Annotated in this window: 14 protein-coding genes; 12 read left to right on the top strand and 2 right to left on the bottom strand. The window is 69.7% G+C overall.

The genetic code is table 11. From position 1 onward, the window contains the following. Nucleotides 1-119 precede the first annotated feature (119 nt). The 8 genes from ACXC9Q_RS31270 (at nucleotide 120) to ACXC9Q_RS31235 (ending at nucleotide 9,359) form a co-directional block, all read left to right on the top strand. The gene (locus tag ACXC9Q_RS31270) at nucleotides 120-1,331 is read left to right on the top strand and encodes a GNAT family N-acetyltransferase (RefSeq protein WP_457060222.1); all 1,212 of its coding nucleotides are present in this window, start codon (nucleotides 120-122) and stop codon (nucleotides 1,329-1,331) included. 17 nt (nucleotides 1,332-1,348) lie between these two features. Further along, entirely contained in the window at nucleotides 1,349-2,068 is a 720-nt protein-coding gene (locus ACXC9Q_RS31265) for a DUF4129 domain-containing protein (protein ID WP_457060221.1), read from the top strand. Beyond that, nucleotides 2,065-2,658, top strand: a complete 594-nt coding sequence (locus ACXC9Q_RS31260; protein WP_457060220.1) for a hypothetical protein — start codon at nucleotides 2,065-2,067, stop codon at nucleotides 2,656-2,658. Before ACXC9Q_RS31265 ends, ACXC9Q_RS31260 begins: the two co-directional genes overlap by 4 nt. Nucleotides 2,659-2,664: 6 nt before the next feature. Beyond that, nucleotides 2,665-3,672 (top strand): AAA family ATPase, encoded by a 1,008-nt coding sequence (locus tag ACXC9Q_RS31255; protein ID WP_457060219.1) that lies wholly within the window; start codon nucleotides 2,665-2,667, stop codon nucleotides 3,670-3,672. Next, a complete protein-coding gene (locus tag ACXC9Q_RS31250; protein WP_457060218.1) occupies nucleotides 3,672-4,973 on the top strand; it encodes a DUF58 domain-containing protein in 1,302 nt (433 codons plus the stop codon). Before ACXC9Q_RS31255 ends, ACXC9Q_RS31250 begins: the two co-directional genes overlap by 1 nt. Further along, entirely contained in the window at nucleotides 4,970-5,518 is a 549-nt protein-coding gene (locus ACXC9Q_RS31245) for a hypothetical protein (protein WP_457060217.1), read from the top strand. Before ACXC9Q_RS31250 ends, ACXC9Q_RS31245 begins: the two co-directional genes overlap by 4 nt. A 16-nt stretch (nucleotides 5,519-5,534) precedes the next feature. Next, a complete protein-coding gene (locus ACXC9Q_RS31240) occupies nucleotides 5,535-7,172 on the top strand; it encodes an FAD-dependent oxidoreductase (RefSeq protein WP_457060216.1) in 1,638 nt (545 codons plus the stop codon). 1,206 nt (nucleotides 7,173-8,378) lie between these two features. After that, entirely contained in the window at nucleotides 8,379-9,359 is a 981-nt protein-coding gene (locus tag ACXC9Q_RS31235; RefSeq protein ID WP_457060215.1) for a threonine ammonia-lyase, read from the top strand. 78 nt (nucleotides 9,360-9,437) lie between these two features. Here ACXC9Q_RS31235 and ACXC9Q_RS31230 read toward each other — a convergent pair whose 3' ends face one another. Further along, nucleotides 9,438-9,983 (bottom strand): TetR/AcrR family transcriptional regulator, encoded by a 546-nt coding sequence (locus tag ACXC9Q_RS31230; protein WP_457060214.1) that lies wholly within the window; start codon nucleotides 9,981-9,983, stop codon nucleotides 9,438-9,440. Nucleotides 9,984-10,076: 93 nt separating this feature from the next. Here ACXC9Q_RS31230 and ACXC9Q_RS31225 point away from each other — a divergent pair, with 93 nt between their 5' ends. Next, on the top strand, nucleotides 10,077-11,489 hold the full coding sequence (locus tag ACXC9Q_RS31225) for an MFS transporter (protein ID WP_457060213.1): 1,413 nt from the start codon (nucleotides 10,077-10,079) through the stop codon (nucleotides 11,487-11,489). Between the two features lie 9 nt (nucleotides 11,490-11,498). After that, nucleotides 11,499-11,822: an MmcQ/YjbR family DNA-binding protein gene (locus ACXC9Q_RS31220; RefSeq protein ID WP_328523738.1), complete on the top strand. Its 324-nt coding sequence runs from the start codon at nucleotides 11,499-11,501 to the stop codon at nucleotides 11,820-11,822. Here the strand turns inward: ACXC9Q_RS31220 and ACXC9Q_RS31215 are convergent. Then, complete coding sequence (locus ACXC9Q_RS31215; protein WP_457060212.1) at nucleotides 11,819-13,051, bottom strand: neutral zinc metallopeptidase; 1,233 nt, start codon at nucleotides 13,049-13,051, stop codon at nucleotides 11,819-11,821. The two genes, ACXC9Q_RS31220 and ACXC9Q_RS31215, sit on opposite strands and share 4 nt — an antisense overlap. 105 nt (nucleotides 13,052-13,156) lie before the next feature. Between ACXC9Q_RS31215 and ACXC9Q_RS31210 the strand changes: the two genes are divergently transcribed. Both ACXC9Q_RS31210 and ACXC9Q_RS31205 read left to right on the top strand, forming a co-directional pair. After that, on the top strand, nucleotides 13,157-14,860 hold the full coding sequence (locus ACXC9Q_RS31210; RefSeq protein WP_457060211.1) for a DUF885 domain-containing protein: 1,704 nt from the start codon (nucleotides 13,157-13,159) through the stop codon (nucleotides 14,858-14,860). Next, nucleotides 14,857-16,047 carry a Maf family nucleotide pyrophosphatase gene (locus ACXC9Q_RS31205; RefSeq protein ID WP_457060210.1) on the top strand — a complete coding sequence of 397 codons (1,191 nt, stop codon included), beginning with the start codon at nucleotides 14,857-14,859 and terminating at the stop codon, nucleotides 16,045-16,047. The genes ACXC9Q_RS31210 and ACXC9Q_RS31205 overlap by 4 nt, the downstream gene beginning before the upstream one ends. Nucleotides 16,048-16,158 lie beyond the last annotated feature (111 nt).

Genomic DNA, 16,158 nt, shown 5'->3' with positions numbered 1-16,158 from the left:
ACAGCCTGGGCCCACCGCACCCAAACCACCGCAGCTTGACACCCCTAACAGCAGGGGTGTCTGTCGTTGGGCCGCGAATTCGGTGGGCGCGGGATCGGCGGTCTGGTAGGCAAGGGGTCATGGCGATCGAGATCGGGCGGTTCAAGGGTGGGTGGGACGAGCTCGTGGAGCTCCTCGACTTGGCGTTCGCGGCGCCTTGGACCGAGACGCAATTAGAGGCGGAGCGGCGGGTCTGGGAGGCCGACCGGAGCACGGTCGCGACCGACGACGGCCAACTGGTCGGTCACACCGGGACGTTCTCATTCCGGATGGCGGTGCCGGGCGCGCAGGTGCCGGTCGGCGGGGTGACCCTGGTCGGGGTCCGGCCGACGCATCGGCGGCGCGGCATCCTGCGCGACCTGATGCGCGCGCAACTGACCGAGATCCACGAGGCCGGGACCGAGCCGCTGGCCGCGCTGACCGCGAGCGAGGCGGTCATCTACGGCCGCTTCGGCTACGGACTGGCTGCCGATCACCAGGCGATCGTCGTACCGAAGGTGTCGCGCGAACTGCGGCCGGTGGCCGGCATCGACGACGTACGGATCAGGTACGCCGATGTGCGCGAGACGCTGGCCACCTGCGCGGCGCTGCGCAATCGGCTCGCGGAAGAGCGGCCGGGGATGTTCCAGCACGACGATCGGTGGAGCGAATACGTCATCAGTGAAAACCCGATGATTGATCCGGCGAACGGGTCGAGGCGCCGGTGTGTGCTGGCCGAGCGCGACGGCGAGGTGACCGGGTTCGCGCACTACCGGACGAAGCGCGCCGAGAAGGGGTACGTGCAGGTCGACCGCGTGCATGCCGTGGACATCGCGTCGCATGCCGCGCTCTGGCGCTACCTGCTCGAGCCCGACCTGCTGAGTGAGACCCGCTGCGCGATGCTCGCGTCGGACGACCCGCTGCTCGATCTGCTGCTCGATCCTCGCGCACCGTCGCCGCGCACCGGGGACGGCCTGTGGGTGCGGACGGTCGACGTCGGCCGTGCGCTCGCGGCGCGGACCTACGCGCGGGACATCGACGTCGTTCTCGACGTCACTGACGGCTTCCTGCCGTGGAACGTGGGCAAGTGGCAGCTGTCCGGAGGGCCGGACGGTGCCACGTGCGAGCCGACTACGCGGGAGGCCGATCTGACCGTCGATGTCCGCGAGCTCGGGGCCGTCTACCTCGGCCGGCCGTCGCTGGCGCGGCTCGGCCGGGCCGGACTGGTCGAGGAGCACACTGCCGGTGCGCTGGCGGCGACGTCGCAAGCGTTTTCCACATCTCGCCTACCGTTCCTCGACACGGGCTTCTGATCGGTTAGCCTTCCCAGATGCAGACGCAGCGTCGAGGTGCGCTCGCGCTGGCCGCGGTCCTGCTCGTCGGGGTCGCTGCGGCCGGTTTCGTGGTGCTTGCGTCGGCGGGTGGGTCGGTCCGGCCGCTGAGCGAGAGCACGCTGCGCTCGAGCCCGCGTCCACTGCCGACCTTCACGCCGACCGAGTCCGTGTCGGCGCCGACCCCGATCGGGCCGCCGCGGCAGCGTCAGGTGAAGCCACGGCCGATGCCGGAGTGGCTGAAGGCGTTGTGGCAGGCGCTGGTCTACCTGGGGATCGCGGCGATCGCGCTGTTCCTGGGCCGGTGGATCTACCGCGTCATCCGCAAGGTCGAGTTGCCGCAGGCCGAGGTGGCCGACGCCGAGTGGGAGCGGGTGAAGGCCGAGCGGCTGGCCGAGGCGGTCGACACGGGGCTGTCCCGGATCGACTCCGGGACGGCGACCGATGCGGTGATCGCTTGCTGGGTCGCGCTGGAGGAGGCGGCCGCGTCCGCGGGGGTGGCCCGCGATCCGTCGGAGACCCCGGCCGAGTTCACCGTCCGGGTCCTGGGTATCGGGGGGATCTCCGAGCCGCAACTGGACCGCCTCGGTGAGCTGTACCGCGAGGCTCGTTACTCTACGCACGGCTCGTCCGAAGCGGCCCGCACCGAGGCCCGGGCTGCTCTCCTGCGGCTCCGGGACGAGCTGGCTGTCGCACACACCGCGGACGTGACGTCATGACGTCGTACCGATGGTCGCCGTTGGAGGAGAAGGGTCCGCCGCCGGAGCCCGGGAAGCGCCGGGTCCGGTCGATGCGGCTGAACAAGGTGCTTGTCCAGCATGTCGGGATCACCGTGCTGGCGAGCCTGCTGCTGGTCGGCGCGTTCGGGGCCGCGGGGATGGCGCCGCGGCCGTTGTGGTTCGTCGCCGCCGCGCTGGCGATCGGGTTCGGGTCGCTGGCGGTCCGGCTGATCGCCCCGGAGGTACTCGAGACCAGCTGGCCGACCCGCCACGACGAGCAACTGGCGGCGATGCGGGCCCGGAGTGACGACAACCGGACCCAGTTCATCGCCACCTGGCTCCAGGAGTCCACCCGCGAGCGCCGGGCCGGCGAGGGTTCGCAGACGTTCGCCCGCCGGGTCCGTCCGCTGCTGCTCGAGCTCACCACCGATCGCCTGGTCCACCGCCACGGCGTCGATCCCTCGCTCGAGCCGGACCGCGCCCGCGCGATCACCGGCGACCGGCTCTGGGGCCTGATCACCGGCGACGAGAAACGTACCGCGTCCCTCGGCGAGATCGAGTACGCGATCCACACCATCGAGAACCTGTGAGGAACTGTGACTGATCGCGAGCAGCCGCTCGGGGGAACTAGCCGCGAGCTGACGCTCGGTGAGGTGTCCGACCTGAGCCGGCGGGTGCTGGAGCGGGTGAGTCAGGCAGTCGTCGGCAAGTCCGAGGCGCTGGAGCTGGTGCTGGCCGGGATCCTCGCGGGTGGGCACGTGCTGCTGGAGGACTACCCGGGCCTGGCGAAGACGCTGGCCGCCCGGTCGTTCGCGCAGGCGCTCGGGCTGGAGTTCCGGCGGGTGCAGTTCACGCCGGACCTGTTGCCGTCGGACGTGACCGGCGCGTTCGTGTACGACCAGAAGGATTCGGAGTTCGTCTTCCGGCCCGGTCCGATCTTCACCGGCCTGCTGCTGGCCGACGAGATCAACCGGACCCCACCGAAGACCCAGGCCGCGCTGCTCGAGTCGATGCAGGAGCACCAGGTCACGGTCGAGGGCCAGACCTTCCCGCTGCCCACGCCGTTCCACGTGCTCGCGACCGCGAACCCGGTCGAGTACGAAGGCACCTACCCGCTCCCCGAGGCACAGCTCGACCGCTTCATGCTGCGGATCGGCTTCGGCTACCCGAGCGCCGCGGAGGAGTGGGAGGTACTGCGTCGCCGGATGAGCCGCCGGCAGGAGGACCAGACGGTCGACGCCGTCACCGACGCCGCCGGACTGCTCGCCGCCCAGCGCACCGTCGAGTCGGTCACCGTCGACGACACCGTCGGTCAGTACTGCGTCGACCTCGCGTCCGCGACCCGCCGGGACTCGCAGGTCCTGGTCGGTGCGTCACCTCGCGGCTCGCTCGCGCTGCTCCTGACAGCCCGTGCGTACGCCGTGATCCACGGCCGGGACTACGTCGTACCAGAGGATGTGAAGGCCGTCGCCGTACCTGCCCTGGCGCACCGGATCACCGTGCGGCCCGAGCTCTGGTTGCACGAGGTCACCGGCGCGACCGTGGTGCGCACGGTGCTCGGCACGGTCGCGACACCGCCGACCGTGGTCGGCGCTTCCCGCTGATGAGGTGGCGACCGACCCATGCGCAGGTCCGCGCGATCTGCGCGGCCGCGGTGTTGCTCGCCATCGCGGTGCTGGCGCGGCGGCCGGACGCGGCGGTGTTCGGGCTGCCGCTGGCATTCGTCGCGGTGTGGGGGCGGTACTTCCGGCCACGGGAACGGCCCGAGGTGCACACCGAACTCGATGCGGACGTGTTGTTCGAGGGCCAGGCGACGACGTACCGGCTGCGGGTGTCCGGAACCGTTGACCAGGACATCGATCTGATCGTGGCGGCGCTGCCCCGGTCCGAGTGGTTCCAGTACGACCCGCCGCAGGCGGCGATCGCGGAGCCGGTGACGGACGGCGCGGTGACGCTCGAGGTCGGGCTGCGGTCGAAGCGGTGGGGCCTGCGTGCGTTGGAGCGACCAACGGTCGCGGCGACGTCGGCGCTCGGCGCGTACCGGATCCAGGTGACGTCGGCGGAGCCGCTGACGGTGACCACGCTGCCGTTGCGTGAGGGCTTCGAGGCGATCGACTCCGTACCGCGGCCGGCCGGACTGGTGGGTCTGCACCGATCCCGGCGACCGGGGGAAGGGACCGAGCTGGCCGGTGTCCGGCCGTTCCGCACCGGCGACCGGTTGCGGCGGATCAATTGGTCCGTGTCCGCGCGGACCCGCGAGCTGCATGTGACCTCGACGTGGTCGGACCGCGACACCGAGGTGGTGATCCTGCTCGACACCGGTGGTGAGATCGGGATCAGCGAAGGGATCGACGGGCGGTCGAGCAGTCTCGACACCGCGGTCCGCGCGGCCGCGTCGATCGCCGAGCACTACCTGCGGCACGGCGACCGCGTCCGGCTGATCGACACCGGGAACCTGGTCCGCGGCGTACGCTCCGGCAGCGGTCGCGGGCACCTGCGCCGGATCCTCGACACGCTCGTCCACGCCGACCGCAAGGGCCGCCAGCAGGACGAACAGCAGCTGGCCCGGCGGAACCGGATCAGGTCCGACAGCCTGGTGCTGGTGCTCAGCCCGCTGCTCCGCCAGGTGATGCTCGGGTACGTCGTGACGCTCGTCCACTCGGGCTGCACGGTGATCGCCGTGGACACGTTGCCGCCGGACATCGAATCGATCATCGACCTCGAGGAGCACGACTCGCGGACCTGGCCGCTGGCTTGGCGACTGCGCCTGCTGGAGCGCCGCCGTGACCTCGATCGGCTCAGCGATCTCGGCGTACCGACGGTGCCGTGGCGAGGCGCCGGGACCTTGGACGAGGTACTGCGGGACGCATCCAGGCTGGCCTCGGCCCCGAGGATGCGATCGTGACTGTTGCGGAGAGAATCAGTTTGTGGCTGGCGCAGGTGCGTGGGTCGGGGCGTGCTGTGTTGCTGGTGCGGTTGGTGATCGCGGCCGCGGGGACCGTCGCGCTCGTGGTGCCGGCAATGCAGTCGTGGGATCAGGCCGATCTGATCCCACTGATCGCGGTGCCGACGCTGCTGGCAACGGTGGTGTTGCCAGACTCGCCGGCCGGGCTGGTCTTCCTGGTGGTCGTCCCGGCCGGCTGGTTGATGCGGGCGCCGGGCGAGCTGAGCTGGAGCCTGGCCGTCACCGCGATCGCGTTGGTGGTGGTGCATCTGGCGACCGCGTTCGCCGCCCAGGTCCCGTCGTACGCGCGGGTCCACCGAGACGCCCTCCGCCGCTGGTGGTTGCCCGGGGCAATCGCCGCGCTCATCGTCCCGGTGGTCGCGGTGGCGGCCGCGCTGGTGCAGGGCGCGGACGTGCCAGGCTCACTGCTGATCACCGTCGGCGCACTAGTCCTCGCAACCGTGACCATCTGGTTCGCCGCCGGCCAAAAACTCGGCCGCGACTAGGGCTGGAGGTAGCTACGTGAGCACCACTCCAGCGGCCGATGAGCGGACGCGATACTCCTCCCGCCGTGCGGATGCTGTCGATGATCAGGCTTGGCCTGAGTTCGGCGAGCAGGTCCGAGGGCTGTTGGAGTCGGTCGGCCAGGTGATCCGTCCCGCGGCCGGTGAGGTGTTGTGGGATGCGGGCGACGGCTACGACCTGCACCTCGTACTCGCGGGTGGAGTCGGTCTCGTGGATCGGCGGGACGACCGGGTCGTGTTCGTGGTGGAAGCCGGCGACTTCGTCGGCGAACTCGGCATGCTGATGGGACAGCCGGCCTTCCTCGCGGGCGTTGCGATGCCCGACAGTGTGGTGTTGCGGGTGCCGATCGAGGACCTGCGGCGGCTCGTGGCGACCTCAGTAGAGCTCGGCGACGTGCTGCTCTCCGCCTTCGATGCGCGACGACGCCTGCTGACCCGTATCGGCGAGGGCGGCCTCGTCCTCGCCGGCGACGACGATCGTGACCTGCACCGGCTGCAGCAGTTCGCCGAGCGCAATCACGTTCCCTATCGGACGGTGCTGCGCTCCAACCCGGCCGCTTGGGCCGAGCTCGCGGCGACGTGTGCGCTGCCGGACAAGGGGACGGCTGTGGTGACCGGCCGACGTCGGATCCTGGCCGAGCCGACGACGCGCGAACTGGCCACCGCCATCGGTCTCGACCTGTGTGCGATCTCCGGCCAAGCACGTTGCGATCTCCTGATCGTCGGCGCCGGCCCGGCGGGCTTGGCCGCTGCCGTGTACGGCGCGTCCGAAGGACTCGACGTCGTCATCGTCGAAGATGTCGCTTTGGGCGGGCAGGCCGGCACGTCGTCGCGGATCGAGAACTACCTCGGCTTCCCACGCGGGGTGTCCGGCAGCGAGCTGGCTCGGTCGGCGATGCTGCAGGCGGTGAAGTTCGGGGCCCGGTTGGTCTCACCTCGCTCGGTGACCGAGCTCTCGCAGACCCCCGGCGGATTCCGGGTCCGGCTCGATGGCGAGCAAGATGTCGCAGCCCGGGCCGTTGTCATCGCCAGCGGTATCCAGTACCGCCGATTGGGGATCCCAGGTGTCGCCGAGTTCGAAGGCCGCGGCGTCTACTACGCCGCAACCGAACTCGAAGCACGGGCATGCTTCGGACGAAACGTGGTGGTGGTCGGAGGCGCCAATTCAGCCGGCCAAGCCGCCTTGTTCCTCGCCCAGCAGGCCAACCAGGTACACGTCCTCATTCGCCGCGACAGCCTCGCCGAGACCATGTCGACCTACCTCGAGCAGCGGATCGCTCACCACGAACGGATCACCGTCCACCCTCAGTCGCAGCTGACCTCGGTTGCCGGTGCAGACCGCGTCACCGAACTGACCTGGCGAGACGAGCGCAGCCAACAAGACGTCCGGCTCGAGGCGGGCGGACTGTTCTTGATGATCGGCGCGGTCCCACGCACCGCATGGCTCTCCGACATCGGCGTAGAACTCGACGACAAAGGATTCGTCACAACCCGAGGATCCTTCGAAACCTCAGTACCCGGCCTGTACGCCGTCGGCGACGTCCGCGCCGGCTCCGTCAAGCGCGTCGCCTCCGCCGTCGGAGAAGGCTCAGTCGTGATCTCCGCAGTCCACTCCCACCTCGCCGGAACCCACTGACAGAAGGCCTGTGTTCGCCCACGCGTCACTCCTTCGTCGCGTCCGCTCCGCCCACCCCAGGTCGCGCGGTGCCGCGCTTCATCAACCACACCGTGGTTTTTGGGGCACGGTGCTTGGCTCAACCCCACCGGGTGATGTGGTCGCCCACGCGTGCTCCCGCGGCCAGTGAGCTGTGTCAAGAATTTTGGACAGTCAAGGATGCCGAATGCGATCTCATCGATTCGGTTGATCGCCGACCCCACCACCTCCCGGAGGTTGGGACACCTTCTGGGGTGCTGGCACAAGAAATAACGGGTCTCCTGCTCAATGTGTGGATGGTGGCCGACGTGCCACGTCCTCGTCGGAGGCCGGATCCGCTGACCTGAAACAGCTTGTGGTGGGCGGGACCTGCAATGTCAGGCCCCCGCCCACCACGTCCTGTGTGAGGCCCCCGGCCAACGGCGGGATCGCTGCGACCTCGGACAGGCACCAGGGACCGCGGACACGGCACAACCTGTCCGACGACCCCAGATGGTGTCCGAGGTCCCGCAGATCCGCACCGATCCCACCGTCAACACCACGAACCCGCCCCGCCTCCGCCGCCCTGCCCCGCCTCCGCCGCCCTGCCCCGCAGTGCGGTCGGTTCGGTGCGGTCGGAGGCTGACGGGGCGCAACGGGAGGCTGGGACGTGCAAGGTCAACAGGAGGTGTCGGCCCCAGCCCCGGCCGGGCCGGCCGATCTCAGGCGTGAATGCCTCGCCCGAGCAGCACCCCTGCACCGGCACTTCCTGTCAAGCTGCACATCCCAACCGCCCCACACTCGCATCACCCACACATCCAGCAGAGAGCCGAAATATTCTGGCCCGGCCCACCACTTCGCGCCCCACACCCCCGACTGCGGCTCGCTGGCGGCGGTGGTGATGAAGAGACGGCGCTGACCACACTCGCCTGTGGACCGGCCGCGTAGGTAGCCCGCGGAGCGTGCAGGGCGCGGACGGTAGCCCACACTCCTTCGTCGCGTCCGCTCCGCGCGCTCCCACCCCAGGTTGCGCGCTACCGCGCTTCATCAACCACACCGTGGTTTTTGGAGCACGGTGGTTGGGTCAATCACACCGTGGTCCCGGGCTCGGTGGTTGGTTCAGGCCCATCAGGTGATGTGTTCGCGCACGATCGTCGCCTTACTGGAATCTGCCTGGCGTGAGCGCCGCTCAGGCTACACTCCCGTCGCGTGCGGGAGACGCGGCTGGACACTGGTCGGATCCGGGCGGCTCGTCGGGTGATCGACCCGGTCTTTCTCGACACTCCGCAGTACCGCTGCGAGGCTCTGGAGCCCGCCCTCGGCTGCGCGGTGAGCATCAAGCTCGAAACCGCGAACCCGGTCCGCAGTTTCAAGGCCCGCGGCACCGAGTTGGTCGCGACCCAGCTCGCCGATAGTGATTCGCGATCCGTGGTGTGCGCCAGCGCGGGTAACCTCGGCCAAGCTCTCGCCTGGTCCGGTCGCGGACGCGGGCTCGACGTCACCGTCGTGGCATCTCGCTTCGCGACGGCGGCCAAGCTTGATCGCATCCGCGCGTTGGGCGCCAGGTTGGAACTGGTGGACGGCGACCACGAGCTGGCCCGCGAGCGTGCGGCGGCCATCGCGCGGTACGACGGCATCCGGCTGCTCGAAGACAGCCTGGACCTCGAAACCTGCGAGGGCGCGGCAACCATCGGCCTGGAACTGGTGGACGCCGCGCCATCGTTCGACACCGTGCTGATCGCTCTCGGCGGCGGGGCGATGGCCACCGGCGTAGGCCATGTGATGAAGGCCTTGGCGCCGGAGGTCCAGGTGATCTGCGTGCAGCCGCTGGGCGCACCGGCGTTGACTCACTCGTGGCACCAACGCCGTGTGGTCACCACCGACTCGACCAACACCATCGCCGACGGCGTCGCGGGTCGGTATCCCATCCCGGCCGTCCTGGACGACCTCCTCGTGGTCGCTGACGACGCCGTTCTGGTCCAGGAGACGTCGATCGTCGCAGGTATGCGGCTGCTCCTCGACCACGCCGGCCTCGTCGTCGAACCGTCCGCCGCGCTCGGCATCGCGGCGATCCTCGAAGACCCCGACCGCTTCGCCGGCCGGCACGTGGTCACCATCGTGTGCGGAAGCAACGTCGACCTCGACGCCTACCACCGCTGGGTCGGCGCGACTCCCGTCCACAGACCGTGACACTCGTTCGGTCGGGCTGAACCAACCACTGAGCCCGGGACCACGGTGTGGTTGATCAAGCGCGGTAGCGCGCGTGGGTTAGTCGGAGCCGAGGGTTTCGGTTAGTTCTTTGGCCCAGGGGAGGTTGATGGCGTCGGGGCCGAGGACCTGCATGGCTGACATGACGGTGAGAAGCATGCCGGTGGCCAGGAACTCGCGGGCCTCCTCGGGGGATGCGCCGGTGAGTTCGCGGACCAGGCGGTAGATGCCGCCGAAGCGCTCGCGGACGCAGTCGCCGATGGCCGGTTCGCCGCTGGCGGAGAAGCCGTGCAGGAGGACCAGCAGGAGTTCGGGCTCGGACAGCAGCCGTTTGTAGTTGCGGCCGAGGTTGTGCAGGTCGGGCGACTCCGCGGCCGCCTCGCGGAAGATCTGTTCGATCCGCTCACAGACGGCCTGGACCGCGGCCATGAACAGCTGCTGCTTGGTCCCGAACAACCGGATCACGTACGGCTGGGACACCCCCGCCATCCGCGCGATCTCGTCCGTCTTGGTGCCCTCGTAACCGGATGCGGCGAACGCCCGGACCGCCGCCTCCAGCACTTCCGCACCCCGCTCCTTGGCGGTCAGTCGCACCTTCGTCGCCATCCGGGCTCCTCTCGTCGCTTGACATGTTATCAGCGGATGCATACTTTGGTCTCACCGAACTTGTTATCAGTCAATTACAACTAGGAGATTGAGATGTCGTCGACCGCTCTCGATGAGCCGCTGCGGACCGGGCGAACCCGCAGCTACGGGCTGGGCGCCGTTCTCGCCGCGGTGGGGATTCCCACCTTCATGGTCACCCTGGACAACCTGGTCGTGACGAACGCGCTGCCGGTGATCAAGACCGAGCTCGGCGCGTCGCTGTCCGACCTGCAGTGGTTCGTGAACGCGTACACGCTGTCCTTCGCCGCCTTGCTGCTGACGATGGCGGCCATCGGCGACCGGCTCGGCCGGCGGCGGGTGTTCCTGGCCGGGATCGCTCTGTTCACGCTGGCCTCGGCGGCCTGCGCGATGGCGACCGAGCCGTGGATGCTGATCGGGTCCCGGGCCATCCAGGGCGTCGGCGCGGCGGCCGTGATGCCGTTGTCGCTGACGTTGCTGGCCGGCGCCGTACCGGACAAGATGCGCAGTGCCGCGATCGGGATCTGGGGTGGCATCTCCGGACTCGGTGTGGCCGTCGGTCCGGTCGTCGGTGGAGCCGTCGTCGACGGCCTGAACTGGCAGTGGATCTTCTGGCTGAACGTGCCGGTCGGTGTGGTCGCCGTACTGCTCGCCGCGCGCGTTCTGACCGAGTCGAAGGGTACGCCGAAGCGCCTGGATCTGATCGGGTTGGTCCTGGCGGCCGCCGGCGTACTGTCGATCGTCTGGGGTGTCGTGCACGGCGCCGGCGACGGCTGGACGTCGGGTAGCGTCCTGGGCTCGCTGGTCGCTGGTGTGGCCTTGCTGGCCGCTTTCGTCGGCTGGGAGCGGCGTACGCCGGCTCCGATGCTGCCGCTGCGGTTGTTCTCGGTCCGGGCGTTCAGCGTCGTGAACTTCACCTCGTTCACGTTCTCGGTCGGCGTGTTCGGCTCGGTCTTCCTGCTGGCGCAGTTCTTCCAGGTCGTGCAGGGATACAGCCCGCTGGAGTCGGGCGTCCGGACCCTGCCTTGGACGATGGCGCCGATGGTGGTCGCACCGATCGCCGGCCTGATCGTCGACCGGGTCGGCCCGCGCCTCCTGATCACGACCGGACAGGTGCTCCTCGCCGTGGCGCTCGGCTGGCTGGCTCTGATCACGACAGCCACGACTCAGTACGGCGAGATGGTCATCCCGTTCGTCCTGGCCGGTGTCGGGATGGGGCTGACCTTCGCGCCGGCGGCGAGTGTCGTGATGGCGAGTGCGTCCGACGCCGACCGTGGCGTGGCGTCCGGCACGAACAACACCATCCGCGAGGTCGGTGTCGCGATGGGGGTCGCCGTCCTGGCCTCGGTCTTCGCCTCGGCCGGCTCCTACGAGTCCCCGGCCCGGTACGCCGACGGACTGGTCCCCGCGGTCTGGACCGGCGCCGCCATCGTCGCCGTCGGCGCGGTCGTCGCCCTTCTGCTACCCGGCCGGAAGCGCACCGCTTAAGGTGTCCGCGTGCTCGATGCTGACGACGTACGACGGATCGCGCTGTCCTTCCCGGAGACGGTGGAGAAGCAGCGGTGGGGGCACCCGACCTTCGACGTGGCCGGCCGGATGTTCATCACGGTCCCGGACGATCAGACGTCGTTCGCGGTGCGGTGTCCGCGGCTGGAGCGGGAAGAGCTGATCGCGGCGGAACCCGAGAAGTTCTGGGTTCCGCCGCACGAGGCGGGTTCGAACTGGGTTCGAGCCCGCCTCGCCGCGCTCGAGGACGCCGGCGAACTGCGCGACATCCTGCTCGACTCCTGGCGGCAGGTCGCTCCGCCGGAGCTGACCTAGCTGACGTTGGCCGGTGAGGCCGCGAACGTGTTGCAGGACGCGGGATTCGCATTGGTGAAGGACTTGCCCATGAAGCGCGCCTGGCTCGCGACGCTGCCGTGGTCGCCCTGCTCGGGCTTGTCGCCGGCGGTGACGACCCACTTCTTCCAGACGCTGAGCATCAGGCCGTTGATCGGGTAGCTGCGCTTGTTCGCAGCCAGGAAGACACCGGCGAAGCAGTTCGCCTGCAGTTCCATCCGGCGCGTCATCCGCATCTGGCCGGCATAGTCGGTCTGCTCGTACCGCATCTTGCTGGACGCCTGCAGGATCCCGGTCATGTATTGCACGCTGTGCCCGTACTCGTGCGCGATCGACCGCGAGTACCACATCCGGGCGTAGGCCTTGGACTCCGCGTCCGGATACTCGTTGTAGGTCTTCACGAAGACGTCGACCTTCATGTACATCATGTGGTTGCCGGAGCAGTAGAAGGGCACGTTCACCGGTCCGTCGCCGCACGGGCTGTGGACGCTGGTGCCCGACCAGTAGAGCATCTTCGGCGCCCGGAACGTGTAGCCCGCCTTCGCCACCAGCGGCGCCCAGGACTTGTCCAGGCAGGGCTTGATCGCGGCCCAGTACGCCGCCGCGTTGTGGGCGTTGGTCGGCCGGACGCGGGGCTCCTTGCAGTTGACCGTGCGCATCTGGCCGACCTTGTAGAGCGCGTTCTTGGCGACGATCGTCGAGTCGGACGGGCCCTCTGGCGACGTCGAGGTCGTCGTGGTCGGCTCTCCAGTCGGCTCTTCGGTCGGCTCCGACGTGGTGGTCGGCTCCGGTGTGTACCGGCGCGAGCTCACCGGCGGCGTGTAGGTATTGTCGGCGTTCTTCTTGATCACGCCGAAGGCCCATGCGCCGACGACGGCCACGCCGACGAGGCTGAGGATCGCGATCAGCGGGCCCTTGGACTTCCTCTTCGGCCGCTGCGGCTGCCAGCCCGGCTGGAACCCGTGCCCGCCGGGTCCACCCGGACCGGTGGGCGGCCCGAAGTTGGGTCCCCAGCTGAATCCGGGTCCCTGCTGTGGCGCCATCGAGTGCCCGTACTGCGGTACGCCGTACTGGCCCGGCGGCGGACCGTAAGGACCGGGCGGCGGGCCTGGCGGTCGGCCAGATGGTGGACCGGGCGGCGGACCCGGCTGCTGGTACGGCGGATACGGCTGATTCTGGCCGGGCGGTCCGCCGAACGGTGTCTGGCTCAACGCCGTTCCCTTCTCGAAGCAACGCTGCACGTGGACAGCGACCGCCCACAGTATCGGCAACAAACAGGTCAGCTCAGCGGCCCCCCGCGGGGTAGGGTCGGCCAGGTGACCGATGCCAGCATCCCGGCCAGTACGCCGAACAGCCCGATCGACCAGCTCGCCGACCGGCACCTCGAGCAGTACGTCGCCCTGTCGCCGACCGCCGCCACCTTCATGGGGATCGCGGGCCACGACCACGAACTGCCGGACTACACGCCGTCCGGGTTCGAGGCGCTGGCCGAGCTGACCCAACGGTCGGTCGCCGAAGCGCAGGCGATCGAGACCGGCAGTCCGCGTGAGGAGGTCGCCAAGGACGCGTTCCTGGAGCGGCTCGGGCTGGAGCTCGAGCGGTTCGAGGCCGGCGTCCCCCAGCACCAGCTGAACGCGATCGCCTCGGTCCCGGCCGAGATCCGGCAGGTGTTCGACTTGATGCCGACCGCAACGGATCAGGACTGGGAGACGATCGCGATCCGGCTCGGCCAGGTCGGCACGGCCCTCGACGGGTACCGCGACACGTTGCTCGAGCAGGCCGGCAAGGGCCGGGTGTCAGCGCTGCGCCAGGTGAACGACCTGGCCGCACGGATCGCCAGCTGGACCGGCGCCGACGGTGACGACTTCTTCGCCGGCCTCGCCGCGCAAGCGCCGGACCACGCGGTCAAGGCGACCGTGGAGGCCGCGGCCGCGTCGGCGCGGAAGGCGTACGAGGAGTTCGGCGCCTGGCTGACCGCCGAGCTCGCGCCGCGGGCGCCGCAGCGGGACGCATGCGGCCGCGAGGTGTACGAGCTGGCCTCGCGCGACTTCCTCGGTGCGGCGATCGACTTCGAGGAGACCTACGCCTGGGGCTGGGAGGAACTGGCCCGGATCGAGACGGACATGCAGGCGATCGCGGCCGGCCTGAACGGCGGCGACCGCAGCATCGAGGCGGCCGCCGCGCTGCTGGACGACGACCCCGGCCGCAAGATCCACGGCAAGGAACCGTTCCGGGACTGGATGCAGCAGCTGTCCGACGCGGCCGTGGCCGAGCTGGGCGGCACGCACTTCGACATCCCCGCCGAGATCCGCACCCTCGAATGCATGATCGCGCCGACCTCCGACGGCTCGATCTACTACACGCCGCCGAGCGAGGACCTGACCACTCGGCCGGGCCGGATGTGGTGGGCGGTGCCGAACGGCGTCGAGGACTTCGCCACCTGGCGTGAGGTCACCACGGTCTACCACGAGGGCGTGCCCGGGCATCACCTCCAGTGCGCGCAGACGATGCTGCGCACGGACCTGCTGAACCGCTGGCAGCGGATCGCCTGCTGGGTCTCCGGTCACGGCGAGGGCTGGGCGCTGTACGCCGAACGTCTGATGGAGGAACTGGGGTACCTCGAGGACCCCGGCGCGCGCTTCGGCATGCTCGATGCGCAGGGGTTCCGGGCGGCCCGGGTGATCGTCGACATCGGCATGCACCTGGAGCTGGAGATCCCGCGCGACAACCCGTTCGGCTGGCATCCGGGCGAGCGGTGGAACGCCGACCTCGGGTTCGAGTTCCTGCGCGCGCACTGCCGGATGGAGACCGAGTTCCTGCGGGCCGAGCTGAACCGCTATCTCGGCTGGCCCGGGCAGGCCCCGTCGTACAAGGTCGGGGAGCGGATCTGGCTGCAGGCGCGGGAGGAAGCCAAGCAGCGCAAGGGATCCGCGTTCGATCTGCGGACGTTCCACTCGGACGCGCTGAACCTGGGGTCGATCGGGCTGGACCCGCTACGGCGGGCCCTGGCCAAGCTGTGAAGCCGCGGTTCGTCCTCGCCTCGGCCTCGCCGGCGCGGTTGAAGACGTTGCGCGGCGCCGGCGTCGAGCCCGAGGTGATCGTCTCCGGTGTCGACGAGGACCACATCACCGCGGAGACCCCGGGTGAGCTCGCCCGTCTGCTGGCCACGCTGAAGGCGCGCGCTGTCGTCGCGAGCCTGGACGACCACGCGACCGTGCTCGGCTGCGACTCGGTCCTCGAGCTCGACGGTGTCGCGTACGGCAAACCCGGTACGCCGGAGGTGGCCCGCGAACGACTCCGGTCGATGCGCGGACGCACCGGCGTACTGCACACCGGTCACTGCCTGATCGACACCAACTCGAAGCAGGAGTTGCGCGAACTCGAGTCCACCAAGGTCTTCTTCGCCGACCTCACCGACGCCGAGATCGACGCGTACGTCGCCACCGGCGAACCGCTCGTCGTCGCCGGCTCCTTCACCGTCGACGGCCTCGGCGGCCCCTTCGTCACCGCCATCGAAGGCGACTACCACAACGTCGTCGGCCTCTCCCTCCCGCTGCTCCGCCGCATGCTCGCCCAGGTCGACATCCCCTGGCCCGCCCTGTGGGACACGTCCGGCCGCCTCGATTACGACGAAGCCGAAGCCGCCCGGTACGACGAAACCCGCGGCGGATCCGCCCGCGCCGAGGCCGCCGCGGAGGCCGTCGATTCCCTGCTGCCGAAGGGCGGACGGGTTCTCGAGCTCGCCGTCGGCACCGGGATCGTCGGCGCCGAACTGGTTGCCCGGGGCAACTTGGTGCACGGGATCGACCTGTCCACGGCGATGCTTCGGCGCGCCCGGGTCCGGCTGCCCGGTCATGTGGCCGCCGCGGACGCTTTCCGGCTCCCGATCGCCGACCGCCGCTGCGACGCAGTCGTCGCGATCTGGTTCCTGCACTTGCTCGACGACAGCGAGCCGGTCATCGCCGAGGTCGCCCGCGTCCTGCGCCCCGGCGGCGTCTTCGTCACCACGACCGAGAAGTCCGACGCCGGCCGGTACGCCGACGGACGCGTTCCGAACGAGTCACGGGCCCAGGACGCGCTCACCCTCCTCGTCGCCCAGGCCGCCCGCTACGGACTCACCCTCGACGGCGCCACCACGTTCCCCGGCCCACTCCGCACCACCGACCAGACCCCGCTCTACCCCCTGGTCCGCTTCCGCCGGACGTGACGCGGGATTTGGGGAAACAAATGTGCTGCATGTGACGGCAGATTCAGGGGATTGTTGCAACGCCTGATTGTTGGAGGGTGTTGTGATGGGGCGGAAGTTGTCCGAGGTGCG

This window comes from Kribbella sp. CWNU-51 (assembly GCF_054073265.1).
Note: the sequence above shows the minus strand (reverse complement) of the source record. Positions and strands in the feature narration are given on the sequence as shown.

Coding starts and splice junctions, on each gene's coding strand:
- ACXC9Q_RS31270 (WP_457060222.1), top strand. CDS start 120: ATGGCGATCGAGATCGGGCGGTTCAAGGGTGGGTGGGACGAGCTCGTG.
- ACXC9Q_RS31265 (WP_457060221.1), top strand. CDS start 1,349: ATGCAGACGCAGCGTCGAGGTGCGCTCGCGCTGGCCGCGGTCCTGCTC.
- ACXC9Q_RS31260 (WP_457060220.1), top strand. CDS start 2,065: ATGACGTCGTACCGATGGTCGCCGTTGGAGGAGAAGGGTCCGCCGCCG.
- ACXC9Q_RS31250 (WP_457060218.1), top strand. CDS start 3,672: ATGAGGTGGCGACCGACCCATGCGCAGGTCCGCGCGATCTGCGCGGCC.
- ACXC9Q_RS31230 (WP_457060214.1), bottom strand. CDS start 9,983: ATGGCGACGAAGGTGCGACTGACCGCCAAGGAGCGGGGTGCGGAAGTG.
- ACXC9Q_RS31225 (WP_457060213.1), top strand. CDS start 10,077: ATGTCGTCGACCGCTCTCGATGAGCCGCTGCGGACCGGGCGAACCCGC.